The organism is Kitasatospora sp. NPDC057223 (genome assembly GCF_042669755.1).
Taxonomy (GTDB): Bacteria; Actinomycetota; Actinomycetes; order Streptomycetales; family Streptomycetaceae; genus Kitasatospora.
Window position 1 is genome coordinate 35,573 of record NZ_JBHUWW010000053.1, and the last position, 17,470, is coordinate 53,042.

Below are 17,470 nucleotides of genomic sequence, written 5' to 3' on the forward strand. Positions count from 1 at the left end.
ACGCGCGTAGAGTGTCGCGGGCCGACTGTTCACCACCGTCGGCCCGCGGCACTCTTCGCCTTTTCCGACCCTCTTGGAGAACCCCTATGGACGCCCCCTCCGTCATCAGGACCAAGCGCGACAGCGGAGAGCTGACCGACCCCCAGATCGACTGGGTGATCGACGCCTACACCCGCGGCGAGGTCGCCGACGAGCAGATGTCCGCCCTGGCCATGGCGATCCTGCTGAACGGCATGAACCTGCGCGAGATCAGCCGCTGGACGGACGCGATGATCCGCTCCGGCGTCCGGATGGACTTCTCCTCGCTCCCGCTGCCGACCTCCGACAAGCACTCCACCGGTGGCGTCGGCGACAAGATCACCCTGCCGCTCGCCCCGCTGGTCGCCGCCTGCGGCGCCGCCGTCCCGCAGCTCTCCGGCCGCGGCCTCGGCCACACCGGCGGCACCCTCGACAAGCTGGAGTCCATCCCCGGCTGGCGGGCCCAGCTCTCCAACGACGAGATGATGCACGTGCTGCGCTCCGCCGGAGCCGTGATCTGCGCGGCCGGTGACGGCCTCGCCCCCGCCGACAAGAAGCTGTACGCGCTGCGCGACGTCACCGGCACCGTCGAGGCGATCCCGCTGATCGCCAGCTCGATCATGTCCAAGAAGATCGCCGAGGGCACCGGCGCCCTCGTCCTGGACGTCAAGGTCGGCTCCGGCGCCTTCATGAAGAACCTCGCCGACGCCCAGGAGCTCGCCCGCACCATGGTCGGCCTCGGCACCGCCGCGGGCGTCAACACCGTCGCCCTGCTCACCGACATGTCCACCCCGCTCGGCCTCACCGCCGGCAACGCGCTGGAGGTCCGCGAGTCCGTCGAGGTGCTGGCCGGCGGCGGCCCCGCCGACGTCGTCGAACTCACCCTCGCGCTGGCCCGCGAGATGCTCGCCGCCGCCGGGGTCCACGGCAAGGACCCGGCGGACGCGCTGCGCGACGGCTCCGCGATGGACCACTGGCGCCGCATGATCAGCGCCCAGGGCGGCGACGTCGACGCCCCGCTCCCGGTCGCCCGCGAGCAGCACGTCATCACCGCCCCCGCCTCCGGCATCCTCACCGCCCTCGACGCGTACGCCGTCGGCGTCTGCGCCTGGCGCCTCGGCGCGGGCCGTGCCCGCAAGGAGGACCCGGTGCAGGCCGGCGCGGGCGTCGAGATGCACGCCAAGCCCGGCGACACCGTGGTGGCCGGCCAGCCCCTGCTGACGCTGCACACCGACACCCCCGAGCGCTACGACTACGCCGTCGAGGCGCTCGCCGGCGGCATCGTCGTCGACCCGGCGGGCACGCCGTTCACGCCGAAGCCGATCGTGCTGGACCGCATCGCGTGACCGCGCGTCCTGCGCGCGTACGGCCGGTCAGGCGTACGTGCGCAGGACGCTGGTGTCCAGCTTCCACGGGCCCACGGTGACGGTCTCTCCGAAGGCGAACTCCCTGCGGACGGTGTAGCCGGGCTCGTCGTGCACGATGCCGGTGCCCTTGCGGGGGTCGATCAGCAGGTAGAGCGGGACGCCCATGGCCGCGTAGTCACGGACCTTGTGCTGGTAGTCGTTCTCGGGGTTGGACTTGGAGACGATCTCCACCACGAGCAGGACCTCGTGCGGGAGCAGGGCGGGCTTCTCGTCGTCCAGGGCGGTCTCGGGGAAGACCATGAGATCCGGATTCCGCAGTCTGCCGAGCCCGGCGTCCTCCAGGTCCGCGCCGCCGTGGGCGATGTACCCGGGGTGGGTCTGCGGAAGCTGCGCGTTGAGCTGCCGGGCGATTCGTAGCACTGCCAGTTCGTGGCGCTTCACCGGCGACATCATCATGACGATCTCGCCGTCGGCGATCTCCACCTTCCCGATCCCGGGCACCTGCGGAAGCTGATCCGCGATCTCGCGCAACCGGGCGTACACAGCCGGATCGGTGCTCATGCCCCGAGTGTATCGACGGTCACACCCCGCCGGGCCCGTACCGCCTGCCGGGTCGCGTACAGGGTGACGCCGGCGGCCAGGGTCATCGCGGTGAGGCCGACGGCGGCGGCGCCGTCCCAGCCGACGGAGTGGTAGGCGTCGGCGCCGACGGTGCCGCCGAGGCTGTTGCCCAGGTAGTAGGCGATCAGGTAGAGCGCGGAGGCCTGGGCGCGGCCGTGGGTGGCGGTGCGGCCGACCGAGGAGGAGGCGGTGGCGTGGCCGGCGAAGAAGCCGCCGGTGATCAGGACCAGGCCGAGCAGGGTGCGGAGCAGTGAGTCGCCGAGGGAGAGCAGCAGGCCCGCCGCGGTCACGCCGATCGCGACGTACAGGGCGCCGCGGCGGCCGAGCCGGCCGGTCAGGCGGCCGGCGGCGGCGGAGGTGGCGGTGCCGACCAGGTAGACCACGAAGATCGAGGCGGCCACCGACTGGGGCAGGTCGAACGGGGCCGCGATCAGCCGGTAGCCGATGGTGTTGTAGACGGCGCCGAAGACGGCCATGAACAGCAGCGCCAGCGCGTACAGCCGGACCAGCAGCGGGTTGCGCAGGTGGGCGCCGACGGTCCGGGCGAGCGCGCGGGCGTCCACCGGGGCCGGGCGGAAGTTGCGGGCGGCGGGGATCAGCAGCCGGAAGGCCAGCGCCGCGAGCAGGGCGAGGGCGGCGGAGGCGGCCAGGCCCCAGCGCCAGCCCCAGGCGGCGGCCGCCCAGCCGGAGAGCAGCCGGCCGCCCATGCCGCCGATGCTGTTGCCGGCGACGTACAGGCCCATGGCGGAGGCGAGCGCGCTCGGGTGGATCTCCTCGGCGAGGTAGGCCATCGCGGTGGCGGGCAGGCCGGCGAGTGCGGCGCCCTGGAGGACGCGCAGCACGACCAGGGTGGTGAGGTCGGGGGCGAAGGGCAGGGCCAGGGCGAGGGCGGAGGCGGCCAGCATCGATGCGGTCATCACCGCCGTGCGGCCGTACCGGTCGGAGAGGGCGCTGGCGGGCAGCAGGGCCAGGGCGAGGCCGAGGGTGGCGGCGGAGGCCGTCCAGCTGGCCTGGCCGGGTGTCAGGCCGAGGTCGGCCGAGAGGATCGGCAGCAGGCCCTGGGTGGAGTACAGCAGGACGAAGGTGGCGACGCCGGCCGCGAAGAGGGCGAGGTTGGCGCGGCGGAAGGCGCGGTCGCCGGGGCGGTGGCGCCGGTCCGCCGTCTCCGGGGTGGTGGGGTTTCCGGTGGTGGGGGAGGGCTGGATGCGGGCATCCGTCGGCATGGTGGCCTGGGACGCCCCGCTAGTGGCGGGTGGCATGGCATGACGGTAGGACCGGCGCCGTTGATGCGTCCAATGCATGATTGGCTCGGAATCGATGCGTCTGGGTATGAGTCGAGGTGGCGCGGCCGGTGGCCGCCGAGGAGAGGCGGGGTGTGCGTGACGGACGGCACGGAGCGGGCGACGGAGCTGCCGCTGCGGCTCGCCGGGCTGGGGCCCGGGGCGGCGGTGGCGCAGCTCGCGCCCAGGCTGGCGCAGTTCGCGGCGGTGGCCCGGTTGGAGCATGTGACGCAGGCGGCGCAGCTGTTGGGGATGCCGCAGCCGACGCTGTCGCGGGCGGTGGTCCGGCTGGAGGAGGAGCTGGGGGTGGAACTGCTGGCCCGTCAGGGCCGGACCGTGCGGCTGACCAGGGCGGGCCGGCTGCTGCTGGCCTCGGTGGAGCGGGCGCTGGCGGAGCTGGAGCGGGGCGCGGAGGCGGCGCGGGCGGAGGCGGATCCGTCGACCGGCCGGGTGGCGTTCGGGTTCCTGCACACGATGGGGTCGGACGCGGTGCCCGCGCTGCTGCGGGGGTTCCGGGCGGTGCGTCCGCAGGTGCGGTTCCAGTTGGTGCAGGACTACGCGGCGGCGATGCTGGAGCGGCTGCGGGCGGGCGAGCTGGACCTCTGCCTGGTCGCGCCGATGCCGGACGCACCGGATCTGACGGCCCGCCCGCTGGACGAGCAGCGGCTGCCGCTGGTCGTCCCGGCGGACCACCGGCTGGCGGGCCGGCGGCGGATCCGGCTGGCGGAGGTGGCGCAGGAGCCGTTCGTGGCGGTGGAGCGCGGGTACGGGCTGCGGTCGATCACGGACGGGTTCTGTGCGGAGGCCGGCTTCGTACCGCGGATCGCCTTCGAGGGGGAGGAGGCGGAGACCCTGCGCGGGCTGGTGGCGGCCGGTCTGGGGGTGGCGCTGCTGCCGCCGGCCCTGGTGGCCCGGCCGGGGGTGGTGGAGCTGGAGGTGACGGCGCCGCGGACGGCGCGGGCGATCGGGCTGGCGTGGGTGACGGGGCGGCCGCTGACGCCTCCGGTGGCGGCGTTCCGCGACTTCGTGCTGTCCCGGCGGGGGCGCCTGCTGGACCACGGGTGAGGCGGGGCGGGCGGGCTTCCGGCGGGGCAGGGCCCTTCGGTGGAATCCGGCCGGCGGTTCGTCGCCGGGTCGCGATGGTGCTAGGAAATCTACGCGCGTAGGAGCTACACTCCCGCAATGGAGAAGCAGACCCTCGCCGCCGCGGGCACCACCGGCCCCCGCATCCCCACCGCAGACCAGATCGCCCGCGCCCCGAAGGTGCTGCTGCACGACCACCTCGACGGCGGGCTGCGCCCGGAGACCATCGTCGAACTGGCCGCCGCCTGCGGCTACGACGGCCTTCCCACCACCGACCCGGCCAAGCTCGGTCTCTGGTTCCGCGAGGCCGCCGACTCGGGCTCGCTGGTCCGCTACCTGGAGACCTTCGCGCACACCTGCGCCGTGATGCAGACCCGCGAGGCGCTGGTCAGGGTCGCCGCCGACTGCGCGGAGGACCTCGCCGCCGACGGCGTCCTGTACGCCGAGGTGCGCTACGCCCCCGAGCAGCACCTGGAGGCCGGCCTCACCCTGGACGAGGTCGTCGAGGCCGTCAACGAGGGGTTCCGGCTCGGCGAGGCCAACGCCCGTACGGCCGGCCGCCGGATCCGCGTCGCCGCGCTGCTCACCGCCATGCGGCACGCCGCCCGCTCGCAGGAGATCGCCGAGCTGGCCAACCGCTTCCGCGACCAGGGCGTGGTGGGCTTCGACATCGCCGGCGCCGAGGCGGGCCACCCGCCGACCCGCCACCAGGGCGCGTTCGACTACCTCAAGGGCGAGAACAACCACTTCACCATCCACGCCGGCGAGGCCTTCGGGCTGCCGTCCATCTGGGAGGCCCTGCAGTGCTGTGGCGCCGACCGGCTCGGCCACGGCGTGCGCATCATCGACGACATCACGGTGGACGAGGACGGCGGCGTCGAACTCGGCCGCCTCGCCGCGTACGTGCGCGACAAGCGCATCCCGCTGGAGATGTGCCCGACCTCCAACCTGCAGACGGCGGCCGCCGCCTCGTACGCCGAGCACCCGATCGGGCTGCTCAGCCGGCTGAAGTTCCGGGTGACCGTCAACACCGACAACCGGCTGATGAGCGGCACCAGCATGAGCCAGGAGTTCGGGCACCTGGTGGAGGCCTTCGGGTACACGCTGGGCGACCTGGAGTGGTTCACCGTCAACGCGATGAAGTCGGCGTTCCTGCCGTTCGACGAGCGGCTGGCGATGATCAACGACGTGATCAAGCCGGGCTACGCCGAGCTCAAGGCGGAGTGGCTGTTCAGCGTCGGCGGCTGACGCCGGGGCACTTCTGACGTACCGCCGGGCGGGCGCCGGTCCTCACGGGCCGGTGCCCGTTCGTGTTCGACGGTCACTGAATTACCGCTCATCAGACAACTGGGCCGTGTGAGTGAACGGGCTTTGATCCGCGTGCGACAGAGTCACTACGGTGTGCCAGTCATTGCTGACACGGTGTGCCGGCGGGCCCTCTCCGACGAGCCCGCACGCCGGCCACCGACGAGCACACAAGGGGACCAACTCATGAAGCAGGCCACTCTCAAGGCTGCCGGCGTAGCCGCACTCGGCATCGCGATGGCCGCGGGCGCCGCCGGCACCGCATCCGCCGCCCCGGCCGCGGCCGGCGGGCTCGGACTCCCCACCAGCGCGCTGACCAACCCGGCCCTCACCGGCGCCGCCACCAACGCCGTCAGCAGCCTGCCCGGCGGCGACAAGGTCGCCAACGCCGTCGGCACCCTCAACCCGAGCGCCGGCCAGGCGATGCCCGCCGAGGTCGCCTCCGTCACCGGCGCGGCCGACCGCGGCGCCGTCCCGTCCGTCCCCGGTCTGGACAGCACCCCCGTGGGTGGCCTGACCGGCGTCCTCGGCGGCGCGGGCCTGCCCGGTCTGGGCGGCTGATCCGGAACCGTCCCGCACGACGCAGGGCCGCCCGCCCCGGGGTTCGGGGGCGGGCGGCCCTGTTCTTCCTGCGTCGGCGGCCTTCTCCCGCACCGGTGGCGGGCAGGCTCACGGCTCCTGCGGCAGGATCAGCCACAGTGCCAGGTAGACCAGGAACTGCGGGCCGGGCAGCAGGCAGGAGGCCAGGAAGATCAGCCGGACGGTCCACGGCGTCAGGCCGAAACGCTCGGCGATCCCGGCGCAGACGCCGGCGATGACTCGGTTGTGGCGGGGGCGGGCGAGGCGGGCGCTCATGGCGGTCTCCGAAGCGTTGGCGGCCCGGTGCCGGTCTCTCCGGTGGGCGTACTTCCATGCTCCCGGCGGCGGGCGGCGCGGACATCGGCCTGCAAGGCGATCCGGGCCCCCGGCATCTCACCGGGGAGCGGTACGCCGGTCTCGGGGTGCGTCTCAGGGTCGCCCCCGAGAGAGCCTGTCCGCAGGGCGGCGCCGGTCAGCGCGCCCGCGGCGCCGGGCGGCCGTACCCGGGCAGCGGGGCGGACGGCGGGCGGACGGCGCCCGGAGCACGGTCGGCCGGAGTGCGGTCGGCCGCGGGCACCGGGGCGGGCACCCGGACCCGGGCCGGTCGGCCGCGCAGCAGCGCCCGGCCGGCCGGGACGACCAGCAGGTGGGTGCAGGAGGCGCCGAGCACGGCCAGCAGGATGTGGTCCACGTCCAGTACATGGCCCGGCGCCCAGGAGGAGAGCACCTCCAGGCCGGTGGCGAGCAGCACCGACACGCCTGTCACCTGGAGGAACGACAGCAGCCAGGGTGTCCGCAGCCGGCCCCCGGCCAGCGGCAGCAGCACCCCGACCGGAGCCAGCAGCAACAGCTCGCAGGCGATCTGCCACAGCCCGGAGGCCTCGCCCAGCGCGAGGGCCCGGCGCACGGATCCGAACGGCGTCAGGTTGGTGTCGTAGACCCAGGTCACCGGCAGCGGCCGCAGCACCACCCAGGCGACCATCGCCAGGTGCACCGCCAGAGCGGCGGCTCCGGTCGCCCGCAACCGCCCGGAGAGCCGGGGGCGGGGGGTCGTCGGGCGGGCTCCGGCGGCGGCGGACGGCGGAGCCGACGACCGTCCGGTCGGCTCGTTCTCGGTCCGCACTGCGACACGCTCGGCGCGTGTGCCGGTGCCATCTCGCTGCACAGCGGCAAGGACGCGGGCCCGGGCGGCTGCGGTTCCAGCCCGCGACGGGAAGGTTCACGGACTGTTCCGTTCCGTTCCGGACCGGTACGCGGGCGGGGCGGGCCCCTGACGGCCTCCGGCCGGGCGGGCCCCCGGCGCGGTGGCGCCGGCCGGGCACTCAGGGGCAGCCGGCCCGGCCCGTTCCGGCGGCGGAGGGCGAGGGCAGTGCGCTGAACAGCCCGTCGGGCGGCGCCGTCGGGGTCGGGGAGGCGGCCGCCGGCGTCGTGACGGCCTGCGCGGACGGCTTCGGCGCCGCGGTCACGGCCGGCGCCTGGGCGGCGGCGGACTTCCCGCCGGGCGCCTTCGTCGCGGTCGGCGGGGCCGAGGGAGTCGCGGCCGCGGCGGGCACCTGCACCGGGCTGGGGCAGGCCGTCCGGCTGGCCGGTCCGCCGGCGTCCACCGGCAGGGTGGTCGGGCGGATGCCGCAGCCCGTCGTCAGGAGTGCGACCAGGGCCGACAGCAGGGCGGCGCCGGCCGCGGCCCGGCGGGAGCCGGTCGGCGTGCGGTACGTGGTCATCGGGCGGCTCCGTCCTCGTCCTCGGCCTGGTCGGCGGGCGCCGGCTGGGTGAGCGGCAGGGTCAGGGTGAAGACCGCGCCCTGCTTGCCGTTGGCGGCCTCGATGGTGCCGCCGTGTATCTGGGCGTTGGCCATCGCGATGGACAGTCCGAGACCGCTGCCCTCGGACCGGGCGCGGCCCTTGTCCGCCTTGTAGAAGCGGTCGAACACGTGCGGCAGCACGTCCTCGGGGATCCCCGGACCGCTGTCCGACACCTCCACCACCACGGTGTCGCCCCGCTCGCGGACCTTCACCCGCACCGGCGAGCCGCCGTGCTTGAGCGCGTTGCCGATCAGGTTCGCGAAGACGACGTCGAGGCGGCGCGGGTCCACCACCGCGCGCACCCCGCGCGGGGCGTCCAGCTCGACCGCGTCGTACCAGGCCCGGCCGTCGATGCAGGACATGATCAGATCGGCGATGTCCACCTCGTCGGCGACCAGCCTGGCGGTGCCCGCGTCGAACCGGGTCACCTCCATCAGGTTCTCGACCAGGTCGGACAGCCGCCTGGTCTCGCTCACCACGAGCCGGACGGCGGGCGCGATCATCGGGTCGAGCGACTCGGCCTCGTCCTCCAGGATGTCCGTCACCGCCGTCATCGCGGTGAGCGGCGTGCGCAGCTCGTGCGACATGTCGGCGACGAACCGCCGGCTCTGCGCCTCGCGCGCGCTCAGCTCCTCGACCTGCTCGTGCAGCGACTGCGCGGTCCGGTTGAACGTACGCGCCAGGTCGGCGAGTTCGTCGGCCCCCTCGACCTCCAGCCGGGTGTCGAGACGCCCCTCGCCGAGCTGTCGGGCGGCCTCACCGAGCCGCTTGACCGGGCGCAGCACGGTCGCCGAGGCGGCCTGCGCGAGCAGGGCGGAGCCGATCAGCGCGAGCAGGGTGGCGATCGCCAGCGACCAGCCGAGCGTGTTCAGGTCGGCCCGCTCGTTCTCCAGCGACTTGAACATGTACGCGGTCGGGCCGGTCGGTACGACCTTGGTGCCGCCGATCACGTACGGCCGGCCCGCGAGGTTCTGCCGCTGCCAGTACAGGTGGTACGCGTTGGAGTTGTTCGCCGTCAGCTCGCGCGGCTTGTTCACCGTCGTCCGCAGCGCGGGGGGCACCTGGGCGAGCGTGTAGAGCGCCGGGTCGGAGGAGGCGGTGCACTCCGGCTGCGCGTCGTCGACGACCACCACGGCGTAGCTGAGGCCGGAGGAGGCCACCTGGTCGGCGAGCTGGGTCAGTTCCTCGCAGGTCGCGTTGAGCGGCAGCGCGGAGACGTTGCGGGTCAGCGAGCCCCGGAAGTCGTTGAGGGCGGTGTCCTGGGCGCGCTTGAGCACCGCGTCCCGGTTCAGCCAGTACGCGATCCCGGACGCCGAGACGGCGGTGGTGAGCGCGACCACGGCGAACACCGCGATCAGCCGCACCCGCAGCGAGCGCAGCCGGCGCCACGGCCCGGAGGCGAACCGCCGGGTCCTCTGATGGTCAGTCACGTCTGCCTGTCACGTTGTCGGGTACGTCGGGTACGTCGGGTACGTCGGTACGGCGCGTACGGGTGTACGGGTGTACGGGTGTACGGGTGGGAGGGTGCGCGGGCGGACGCCGGCCGGTCCGCTCAGGCCGGCGGGTCGAGCCGGTAGCCCACCCCGCGCACCGTGCGGATCAGTGTCGGCGCCGAGGGCACATCCTCCACCTTCGCCCGCAGCCGCTGCACACAGGCGTCCACCAACCGCGAATCCCCCAGGTAGTCGTGCTCCCACACGAGCCGCAGCAACTGCTGGCGCGACAGCGCCTGGCCGGGCCGGCGGCTCAGCTCCAGCAGCAGCCGGAGCTCGGTGGGCGTCAGCTGGAGGTCCTCGCCGTCCTTGGTGACGGTCATCGCCGAACGGTCGATCACCACCGACCCGTAGGCCGAGGAGTCGGAGTTCTCCCGCTCGCCGCGCCGCAGCACGGCCCGGATCCGGGCGTCCAGCACCCGTGGCTGGACCGGCTTGACGACGTAGTCGTCCGCGCCGGACTCCAGGCCCACCACCACGTCGATGTCGTCCGAGCGGGCGGTCAGCAGGATGATCGGGAGCTGGTCGGTGCGCCGGATCCGGCGGCACACCTCGAACCCGTCGATGCCGGGCAGCATCACGTCCAGCACGATCAGGTCCGGACGCTGCTCCTTGAAGAGCTTCAGTCCGTCCTCGCCCGAGGCGGCGGCGGCCACGCGGTGGCCCTGGCGGGTGAGAGCGAGTTCGAGGCCGGTCCGGATGGCGTCGTCGTCCTCGATCAGAAGGAGGAAAGGCACGGCCTCATTCTGGCCCACCCGGGCCCCCGAATCACCCCCGCCGTCCGGCCCGCCCACGGGGGAGCGGCACCCCGGGCCTCGCGGGCGGGCCCGAGGACGGGTGCACTGCAACCGGAGGGCCGGGTTCAGGCGTCATCGGGGGCGAGCGGTTCGGGGTGCGGGGCAGGCCCCGGCCGCTGTGACAGCCCTGTGACAGTCGGCGGACAGCGTCAGCACAACGGGCGGGCAGGATTTCTCATGTCGCCGCAACACGACGGGCCCACCGGCCGGTTGTGGAGGCGGCGCAAGGAACCGCTCGTACCGACCAAGGGGGCACACGATGAACGCATCGCTTCAGACCCGGAGCAACCCGGCTGTCCGCAACGCGCGTTCGTCGGCCGTGGCCCAGCCGGCGGCCCACCAGGCGGTGGTCCACCGGACGAGGTACGAGGTCAGGACCGACGAGGCTTCCGGTGCCGTGGTCGTACGGGGGTGCGCACACAGCACCGGTGGGAACACTGTCGGGCGCCGCGTGGGGGGCGTCGGCAGGACGGGGGAGCTGTACGGGATCGGCCGACGGGGGAACGCGGCCGACTCCGCCAACACCCTCACGCTGCGGGGGATCCTCCCCGTACGCGGTGAGGGCAAGGACGCCCCGGGGGGTGCGGGGAGCGGCCTGCGGACGGTCGGCTCGGGGGAGCCGGACGGACGCGGGGCCGCAGGTGCGACGCTGCTGCGGCTGTCCCCCGCGGCGGGGAGCACCGACGGGAGCGGACAGGGAGGCGCGCAGGGGGAGCACCCGGCCGTCGCGGAGGACCACATCACGGAGTTCACCGCATACGTGCGCGAGCGCCGCGCCTCCCTGTACGCGACCGCCTACCACCTGACCGGCGACCGCTACGAGGCCGAGGACCTGCTGCAGAGCGCGCTCTTCAGCACCTACCGCGCCTGGGGCCGGATCACCGACAAGGCCGCGGTCGGGGGCTACCTCCGCCGCACCATGACCAACCTGCACATCTCCGCCTGGCGGCGCCGCAAGCTCGCCGAGTACCCGACCGAGGAGCTGCCGGAGACGGTCGGCGACGCGGACGCCATGGGCGGCACCGAACTGCGCGCCGTGCTCTGGCAGGCACTGGCGAAGCTGCCGGAGAACCAGCGGACGATGCTGGTGCTGCGCTACTACGAGGGCAAGACCGACCCGGAGATCGCCGACGTGCTCGGCATCAGCGTCGGCACCGTCAAGAGCAGCATCTGGCGCGCCCTGCGCCGGCTGCGCGACGACGAGCACCTGAACCGGACGGGCGACACCGCGCACGCCTTCGGCGAGCTGGTGGCCTGACCGCGGCGCCCGCCACGGAGCTCGGTCACAGGACTTGACCACGGAGCTCGGTCACAGAGCTCGACCACGGAGGACTCCCGTCGGGGGACGGGGTGAGAAAGGCTGCGGGAGCGCGGCGCCTGCTCGGGGGAGCGGGGGCCGCAGGGGGAGCCCGCGGCCGGGAACGGCGGCCGGCCCGGTGCGGGGGAGAAGCACCGGGCCGGCCGCCGTTCCTGCTGTCCGCGTGCCGCTACGCGGCGGCCTTGAGCTCCTGCCGGGCGGGTGCGGCCACCTGCCGCACGCGGCGGCCGGCCTCGGGCCCGGCGCAGGCGTAGGCGCCCAGTCCGACCTGGCGGGCGACGATGCCCCGCTCCGCCCGCATCAGCCGCCAGCCGCGCCGCAGCAGGACGGGCAGCGACTTGCGGCCCTCGCGCACGTCCCGGCGCAGCCGCCGCCAGGCGGTGGTCAGCGGTCGGTTGCGCAGGCAGATCGCGTCGCCGAGCAGGCCTTCGGCGGCGCAGTGCCCGGCTATCTCGGCGGCGAAGATGCCCTCGGCGATGAACGCGCTCGCCCCGGCCAGGTCGAGCGTCCGGGTGCCCACCCGGCCGTTGTCCGGGATGGAGTAGACGGGGACGTCGGTGCGGCCGGTCTCGGCGAGCCGGCGGATCGCCGCCACGGCCTGCTCGCGGTGCCAGGCGAGCGGGGAGTCCCAGTCGACGGCGCCGTCGGCGAGCAGCGGCAGGGTGGGATCGTCGCCGTCCTTGTAGAAGTCGTCGAGCTGGAGCACGGGGAGACCGCTGCGCTCGGCGAGCGAGGACTTCCCCGATCCGGACGGACCGGACAGCAGGACCACTCGGGCAGGGGCCGTCGGCACGGGGTTCAGCGGGGAGTCACTCACGAGACACCAGTCTGACGTATCCGGCCGGGATGCCGAAACCGGGCGGAACGGGATTTCTTCGGCCACTCGGCTCGGCGGACCGTGAAAATTCGGTCAGCAGACAGTCTGAAAAGATCTACCCTGTGGGTTTCGCGATCTTGTCTAGACCCCCAAGAAGGTTCGACGGATGAAGTTGGCCCGTGTTTCGGCAGTTCTCGTCGCGGTGGCTCTGGCCCCGGCCGTGCTGCTCCCCTCCTCGGCCTCCGCGGCCGAAACCACGGACGGCAACCAGCCGCTGGGCGTCTCGGCGCCCGACGCGGCCCCGGAGGACGAGCCCGCCCCGGCAGCCTCCGCCTCGACGGAGCAGGAGGACCGGGCCGCGGCGCAGGCGATCCTCAGCGACCCGGCCAGTGGCCCGCACCTCCGTGAGGCCGCCGGGAAGGCCCTGGCCGGCACCGCACAGGACGTGCGGCACTTCCTGGAGTCCGGCCAGTACTCGGCCCGTGACACGGACGACCGGATCCGGGTCTCCCAGATCATCCACCAGGGCGGCCCGGCGGTGCAGAAGGCCGGGCAGGCCGCCATGAACGGCACCATCGAGGACGTCCGGCAGTTCCTGGCGGTCGGCCAGTACGTCGCCCGTGAGTCGGACGACCGGCTCCGCGTCTCCCAGCTCGTCGAGGCGGGCGGCCCCGGCGTCCGGGCGGCCGGCCTGGCCGCGTTGGAAGGCACCATCGAGGAGGTCCGGCAGTTCCTGGAGGTCGGCCAGTACGTCGCCCGTGAGTCGGACGACCGGGTCCGGCTCGTCCAGATCATCTCGGCCGGGGGCCCTGCGGTGCAGGAGGCGGGCAAGGCCGCGTTCAACGGCACCGCCGAGGACGTCCGCAAGTTCCTGGAGGTCGGCCAGTACGCGGCGCGCGACTCGGACGACCTCGTCCGGGCCGCCCAGATCGAGAGCCGGGGCGGCCCCGAGGTCAAGAAGGCCGCTGCGGCAGCGTTCAACGGCACCATCCAGGACATCCGTGACTTCCTGGCGACCGGCCAGTACGTGGCCGCCGCCAAGGACAAGGCCGCCGCCGAGGCCGCGTCCGCAGCCAAGGAGAAGGCGGCAGCCGAGGCAGCCGCCCAGGTGCAGCCGGCCGGTGGCGTCCAGCCCGCGAGCCTGACGGCCTCGGTCGCCGCTGCGGCCGCTGCCGCCGCGCCGACGACGGCTGCCCCGAGCGCGGTGGCCACGACGGTCGCGAGCGGCTCCGCCCTCGCGGCGACCGGCGCCGGCCCCGCCCTGCCGTGGGAGGTCGGCGGCGCCGCCGCTGCCCTCGGCCTCGGTGCTGCCATGGTCGTCACGGCCCGCCGCCGGTCCGCCGACGAGCGCTGAGCAGGGGGCCCGTGGGCCGGCAGGTTCCGGGCCGGAAAGTCGACGGACCCGCGCCAGGGGGGGAGAGGCGCGGGTCCGTCATGGCACGTCCGGGCCCTGGGGGGGTAGGGCACTGGGGACGGCCAGTCTGTGGAGTTGTTCCGGTCGGGCCGGTCAGATCCCGATCGGGTGCCAGACCGTCTTGGTCTCCAGGAACGAGAGTAGCCGGTCGGTGCCGGGCGCAGTGGTCCAGTCCTGGGCGAACGGGTCGACCTGCGGCCGGACCACTCGCTTCAGACTATCCGCGGCGGATGCCTCCAGCGCGGCCGCCGCGCCGGGACCGTCCGCCGCGATCGCGCCGGTGAGGTCCAGGGCGTTGACGTCCTGGTGGGAGGCGAGGGTCGGGGCGATGTCCGCCGTGCGGCCCGAGATGATGTTGACGACGCCGCCCGGGAGGTCGGAGGTCGCCAGCACCTCGCCCAGCGACAGGGCGGGCAGCGGGGCGTCGGCCGGGGCCGCCACCACCACGGTGTTGCCGGTGGCGATGACCGGTGCGATCACCGAGACCAGGCCGAGGAACGAGTGCCCGTAGCCGGCCTGCGGGGCGACGATGCCGACCACGCCGGTCGGTTCGGGCACCGACAGGTTGAAGTACGGTCCGGCGACGGGGTTCCCGTTGCCGGCGATCTGGGCGACCTTGTCCGTCCAGCCCGCGTACCAGACCCAGCGGTCGATGGCGGCGTCCACCAGTGCGGCGGCCTTCTTGGCGCCGATGTGCTCGGAGGAGGCCACCTCCGCGGTGAACTGCTCACGCCGGCCCTGCAGCATCTCGGCGACCCGGTACAGCACCTGCCCGCGGTTGTAGGCGGTGGTGCCGGCCCAGCCCTTGACCGCCGCGCGGGCGGCGAGCACGGCGTCGCGGGTGTCCTTGCGGGTGCCGAGCGGGGCGTTGGCCAGCCACTGGCCCTTGCTGTCGGTCACCTCGTACACCCGCCCGCTCTCGGAGCGCGGGAACTTCCCGCCGACGTACAGCTTGTAGGTCTTGAGGACGTCAAGACGCAGCGACTCAGACATCGAGGTAGGCCTCCAGACCGTGCCGGCCACCCTCGCGGCCGTAGCCCGACTCCTTGTAGCCGCCGAACGGCGAGGTCGGGTCGAACTTGTTGAAGGTGTTGGCCCACACCACACCGGCCTTGAGCTGGTTCGCCATCCACAGGATGCGCGAGCCCTTCTCCGTCCAGATGCCGGCCGACAGGCCGTACGGCGTGTTGTTGGCCTTCTCGACCGCCTCGGTGGGCGTGCGGAAGGTCAGCACCGAGAGCACCGGGCCGAAGATCTCCTCGCGGGCGATCCGGTGGGCCTGGCTGACGCCGGTGAACAGCGTCGGCCGGAACCAGAAGCCGGTACCGGGCAGGTCGCAGGCGGGCGACCAGCGCTCGGCGCCCTCGGCCTCGCCGGCGGCGGTCAGCTCGGTGATCCGGGCCAGCTGGGACGCCGAGTTGATGGCGCCGATGTCGGTGTTCTTGTCCAGCGGGTCGCCGACCCGCAGGGTGTCCATCCGGCGCTTCAGCGCGTCCAGCACCTCGTCGTGGACGGACTCCTGGACCAGCAGGCGCGAGCCCGCGCAGCAGACGTGGCCCTGGTTGAAGAAGATGCCGTTGACGATGCCCTCGACGGCCTGGTCGATCGGTGCGTCGTCGAAGACGATGTTGGCGGCCTTGCCGCCCAGCTCCAGCGAGAGCTTCGTGCGGCTGCCCGCCAACTGCTTGGCGATCGCCCGGCCGACGGGGGTGGAGCCGGTGAAGGCCACCTTGTTGACGTCCGGGTGGGAGGTCAGCGCGGCGCCGGTGCGGCCGTCACCGGTGACGATGTTGACGACGCCGTCCGGCAGGCCCGCCTGGCGGCAGATCTCGGCGAACCGCAGGGCCGTCAGCGGGGTGGTCTCGGCGGGCTTCAGCACCACGGTGTTGCCGGTGGCGAGCGCGGGCGCGATCTTCCACGCCAGCATCAGCAGCGGGAAGTTCCACGGGATGACCTGGCCGGCCACGCCCAGCGGGCGCGGGTTGGCGCCGTAGCCGGCGAAGTCGAGCTTGTCGGCCCAGCCCGCGTAGTAGAAGAAGTGCGCGGCGACCAGCGGCAGGTCGACGTCGCGGGTCTCGCGGATCGGCTTGCCGTTGTCGATCGACTCCAGCACCGCCAGCTCGCGCGAGCGCTCCTGGATGATCCGGGCGATCCGGAACAGGTACTTGGCGCGCTCGCTGCCCGGCAGCGCCGACCAGTCGGTGAACGCCTTGCGGGCGGCGGCGACCGCCCGGTCGACGTCCTCCGCGGTGCCCTGGGCGAACTCGGCGAGCACCTGCTCGGTCGCCGGGTTGACCGTCTTCAGCGCCTCGCTGCCGCTGGAGTCGACGAACCTGCCGCCGATGAAGTGGCCGTACGAGGTGGCGATGTCACCGGCCGCGGCGGGGGACTCGGGGGCGGGCGCGTACTCGAAGAGGCCGCTCTTGCGCACGGGCTCTTCCGCCTTCTTGGTGTTCTTGGCCATGGTTCTCAGTCCACCGTCACGTAGTCGGGACCGGAGTACCGGCCGGTGGTCAGCTTCTGGCGCTGCATCAGCAGGTCGTTGAGCAGGCTGGAGGCGCCGAAGCGGAACCAGTGCGGGCTCAGCCAGTCGTCGCCGAGGGTCTCGTTGACCATGACCAGGTACTTCATGGCGTCCTTGGTGGTCTTGATGCCGCCGGCGGGCTTCACGCCGACCTGGACTCCAGTCTGCTCCCTGAAGTCGCGGACGGCTTCGAGCATCAGCAGCGTCACCGGGGGCGTCGCGTTGACCGCGACCTTGCCGGTGGAGGTCTTGATGAAGTCGGCGCCGGCCAGCATCGCCAGCCAGGAGGCGCGGCGCACGTTGTCGTACGTCTGCAGCTCACCGGTCTCGAAGATCACCTTGAGGTGGGCGGCGCTGCCGTCGGGGCGCTTGCACGCCTCCTTGACGGCGGTGATCTCGTGGAAGACCGACAGGTAGTGCCCGGAGAGGAACGCCCCCCGGTCGATCACCATGTCGATCTCGTCGGCGCCCGCGGCCACCGCGTCGGCGACGTCGGCGAGCTTCACCGGGAGCGCGGCGCGCCCGGCGGGGAAGGCGGTGGCGACCGAGGCGACCTGGATGTCGGTGCCCAGCAGGGCGGCCTTCGCGGTGGCGACCATGTCCGGGTAGACGCAGATCGCGGCGACCCGCGGGGTGGCCGGGTCGGTCGGGTCGGGGTTGCGGCCCTTGGTGCACAGGGCGCGCACCTTGCCGACCGTGTCCGCGCCCTCCAGCGTGGTCAGGTCGATCATCGAGATCGCCAGGTCGATGGCGTAGGCCTTCGCCGTGGTCTTGATCGAACGGGTGCCGAGGGTGGCGGCGCGGGCTTCGAGGCCGACCTGGTCGACGCCGGGCAGGCCGTGCAGGAAGCGGCGGAGCGAGGCCTCGGACGCCGCGACGTCTGCGAGACCGCTGCCCGCAGCACCTGGGGCATTGGCTGCAAGAGTGGACATAGTCACCAGACCAGCATATCTACGCGCGTAGTCGTGTGCTAGGGGGAGCCCCTTTCCCGCACCATTCGATGCGGGACCGAGACCTCGGGCGGTCCGGCGCCCGGGCCCCGGGGCCGGCCC

At 73.5% G+C, this 17,470-nt stretch carries 17 protein-coding genes; 6 read left to right on the forward strand and 11 right to left on the reverse strand.

Annotated elements, in window-relative coordinates; translation table 11 throughout:
* The first annotated feature begins 86 nt into the window (after positions 1–86).
* Positions 87–1,364 (forward strand): thymidine phosphorylase, encoded by a 1,278-nt coding sequence (locus tag ACFUK0_RS19955; protein ID WP_380251950.1) that lies wholly within the window; start codon positions 87–89, stop codon positions 1,362–1,364.
* A gap of 27 nt (positions 1,365–1,391) precedes the next feature.
* Here ACFUK0_RS19955 and ACFUK0_RS19960 read toward each other — a convergent pair whose 3' ends face one another.
* The gene (locus ACFUK0_RS19960) at positions 1,392–1,946 is read right to left on the reverse strand and encodes a Uma2 family endonuclease (protein WP_380251952.1); all 555 of its coding nucleotides are present in this window, start codon (positions 1,944–1,946) and stop codon (positions 1,392–1,394) included.
* The gene (locus ACFUK0_RS19965; RefSeq protein ID WP_380251954.1) at positions 1,943–3,265 is read right to left on the reverse strand and encodes an MFS transporter; all 1,323 of its coding nucleotides are present in this window, start codon (positions 3,263–3,265) and stop codon (positions 1,943–1,945) included. Before ACFUK0_RS19965 ends, ACFUK0_RS19960 begins: the two co-directional genes overlap by 4 nt.
* 150 nt (positions 3,266–3,415) lie before the next feature.
* On the opposite strand from ACFUK0_RS19965, the gene ACFUK0_RS19970 reads away from it, so the two are divergent.
* From ACFUK0_RS19970 to ACFUK0_RS19980, 3 genes are all read left to right on the forward strand, one after another.
* Positions 3,416–4,351, forward strand: coding sequence for a LysR substrate-binding domain-containing protein (locus ACFUK0_RS19970; RefSeq protein WP_380251982.1), 936 nt, complete (start codon positions 3,416–3,418; stop codon positions 4,349–4,351).
* A 117-nt stretch (positions 4,352–4,468) separates the two neighbouring features.
* Positions 4,469–5,617: an adenosine deaminase gene (locus ACFUK0_RS19975; RefSeq protein WP_380251956.1), complete on the forward strand. Its 1,149-nt coding sequence runs from the start codon at positions 4,469–4,471 to the stop codon at positions 5,615–5,617.
* Between the two features lie 243 nt (positions 5,618–5,860).
* Positions 5,861–6,235 carry an ATP-binding protein gene (locus ACFUK0_RS19980; RefSeq protein WP_380251958.1) on the forward strand — a complete coding sequence of 125 codons (375 nt, stop codon included), beginning with the start codon at positions 5,861–5,863 and terminating at the stop codon, positions 6,233–6,235.
* A 108-nt stretch (positions 6,236–6,343) separates the two neighbouring features.
* Here the strand turns inward: ACFUK0_RS19980 and ACFUK0_RS19985 are convergent, their stop codons facing one another.
* The 5 genes from ACFUK0_RS19985 to ACFUK0_RS20005 all read right to left on the reverse strand — a co-directional run bounded on the left by ACFUK0_RS19985 (position 6,344) and on the right by ACFUK0_RS20005 (position 10,285).
* Positions 6,344–6,529 (reverse strand): PspC domain-containing protein, encoded by a 186-nt coding sequence (locus ACFUK0_RS19985; RefSeq protein WP_380251960.1) that lies wholly within the window; start codon positions 6,527–6,529, stop codon positions 6,344–6,346.
* A gap of 196 nt (positions 6,530–6,725) precedes the next feature.
* Positions 6,726–7,376 (reverse strand): VanZ family protein, encoded by a 651-nt coding sequence (locus ACFUK0_RS19990; protein WP_380251962.1) that lies wholly within the window; start codon positions 7,374–7,376, stop codon positions 6,726–6,728.
* Between the two features lie 199 nt (positions 7,377–7,575).
* Positions 7,576–7,974, reverse strand: coding sequence for a hypothetical protein (locus ACFUK0_RS19995; protein WP_380251964.1), 399 nt, complete (start codon positions 7,972–7,974; stop codon positions 7,576–7,578).
* On the reverse strand, positions 7,971–9,485 hold the full coding sequence (locus tag ACFUK0_RS20000; RefSeq protein WP_380251966.1) for an ATP-binding protein: 1,515 nt from the start codon (positions 9,483–9,485) through the stop codon (positions 7,971–7,973). The genes ACFUK0_RS19995 and ACFUK0_RS20000 overlap by 4 nt, the downstream gene beginning before the upstream one ends.
* A 122-nt stretch (positions 9,486–9,607) precedes the next feature.
* Positions 9,608–10,285 (reverse strand): response regulator transcription factor, encoded by a 678-nt coding sequence (locus ACFUK0_RS20005; protein WP_057231105.1) that lies wholly within the window; start codon positions 10,283–10,285, stop codon positions 9,608–9,610.
* Positions 10,286–10,796: 511 nt separating this feature from the next.
* Here ACFUK0_RS20005 and ACFUK0_RS20010 point away from each other — a divergent pair.
* Positions 10,797–11,603 carry a SigE family RNA polymerase sigma factor gene (locus tag ACFUK0_RS20010; RefSeq protein WP_380251968.1) on the forward strand — a complete coding sequence of 269 codons (807 nt, stop codon included), beginning with the start codon at positions 10,797–10,799 and terminating at the stop codon, positions 11,601–11,603.
* A 229-nt stretch (positions 11,604–11,832) separates the two neighbouring features.
* On the opposite strand, the gene ACFUK0_RS20015 is transcribed toward ACFUK0_RS20010, so the two are convergent.
* The gene (locus ACFUK0_RS20015) at positions 11,833–12,480 is read right to left on the reverse strand and encodes an ATP-binding protein (protein WP_380251970.1); all 648 of its coding nucleotides are present in this window, start codon (positions 12,478–12,480) and stop codon (positions 11,833–11,835) included.
* Between the two features lie 166 nt (positions 12,481–12,646).
* On the opposite strand from ACFUK0_RS20015, the gene ACFUK0_RS20020 reads away from it, so the two are divergent.
* A complete protein-coding gene (locus tag ACFUK0_RS20020; RefSeq protein WP_380251972.1) occupies positions 12,647–13,834 on the forward strand; it encodes an ALF repeat-containing protein in 1,188 nt (395 codons plus the stop codon).
* Positions 13,835–13,987: 153 nt separating this feature from the next.
* On the opposite strand, the gene ACFUK0_RS20025 is transcribed toward ACFUK0_RS20020, so the two are convergent.
* The 3 genes from ACFUK0_RS20025 to deoC are packed head-to-tail and all read right to left on the reverse strand — an operon-like array spanning position 13,988 to position 17,350.
* A complete protein-coding gene (locus ACFUK0_RS20025; protein WP_380251974.1) occupies positions 13,988–14,887 on the reverse strand; it encodes an aldehyde dehydrogenase family protein in 900 nt (299 codons plus the stop codon).
* Positions 14,880–16,358: an aldehyde dehydrogenase family protein gene (locus tag ACFUK0_RS20030; RefSeq protein WP_380251976.1), complete on the reverse strand. Its 1,479-nt coding sequence runs from the start codon at positions 16,356–16,358 to the stop codon at positions 14,880–14,882. Before ACFUK0_RS20030 ends, ACFUK0_RS20025 begins: the two co-directional genes overlap by 8 nt.
* Before the next feature lie 5 nt (positions 16,359–16,363).
* Complete coding sequence (deoC, locus tag ACFUK0_RS20035; RefSeq protein ID WP_380251978.1) at positions 16,364–17,350, reverse strand: deoxyribose-phosphate aldolase; 987 nt, start codon at positions 17,348–17,350, stop codon at positions 16,364–16,366.
* Between the last annotated feature and the right edge of the window lie 120 nt (positions 17,351–17,470).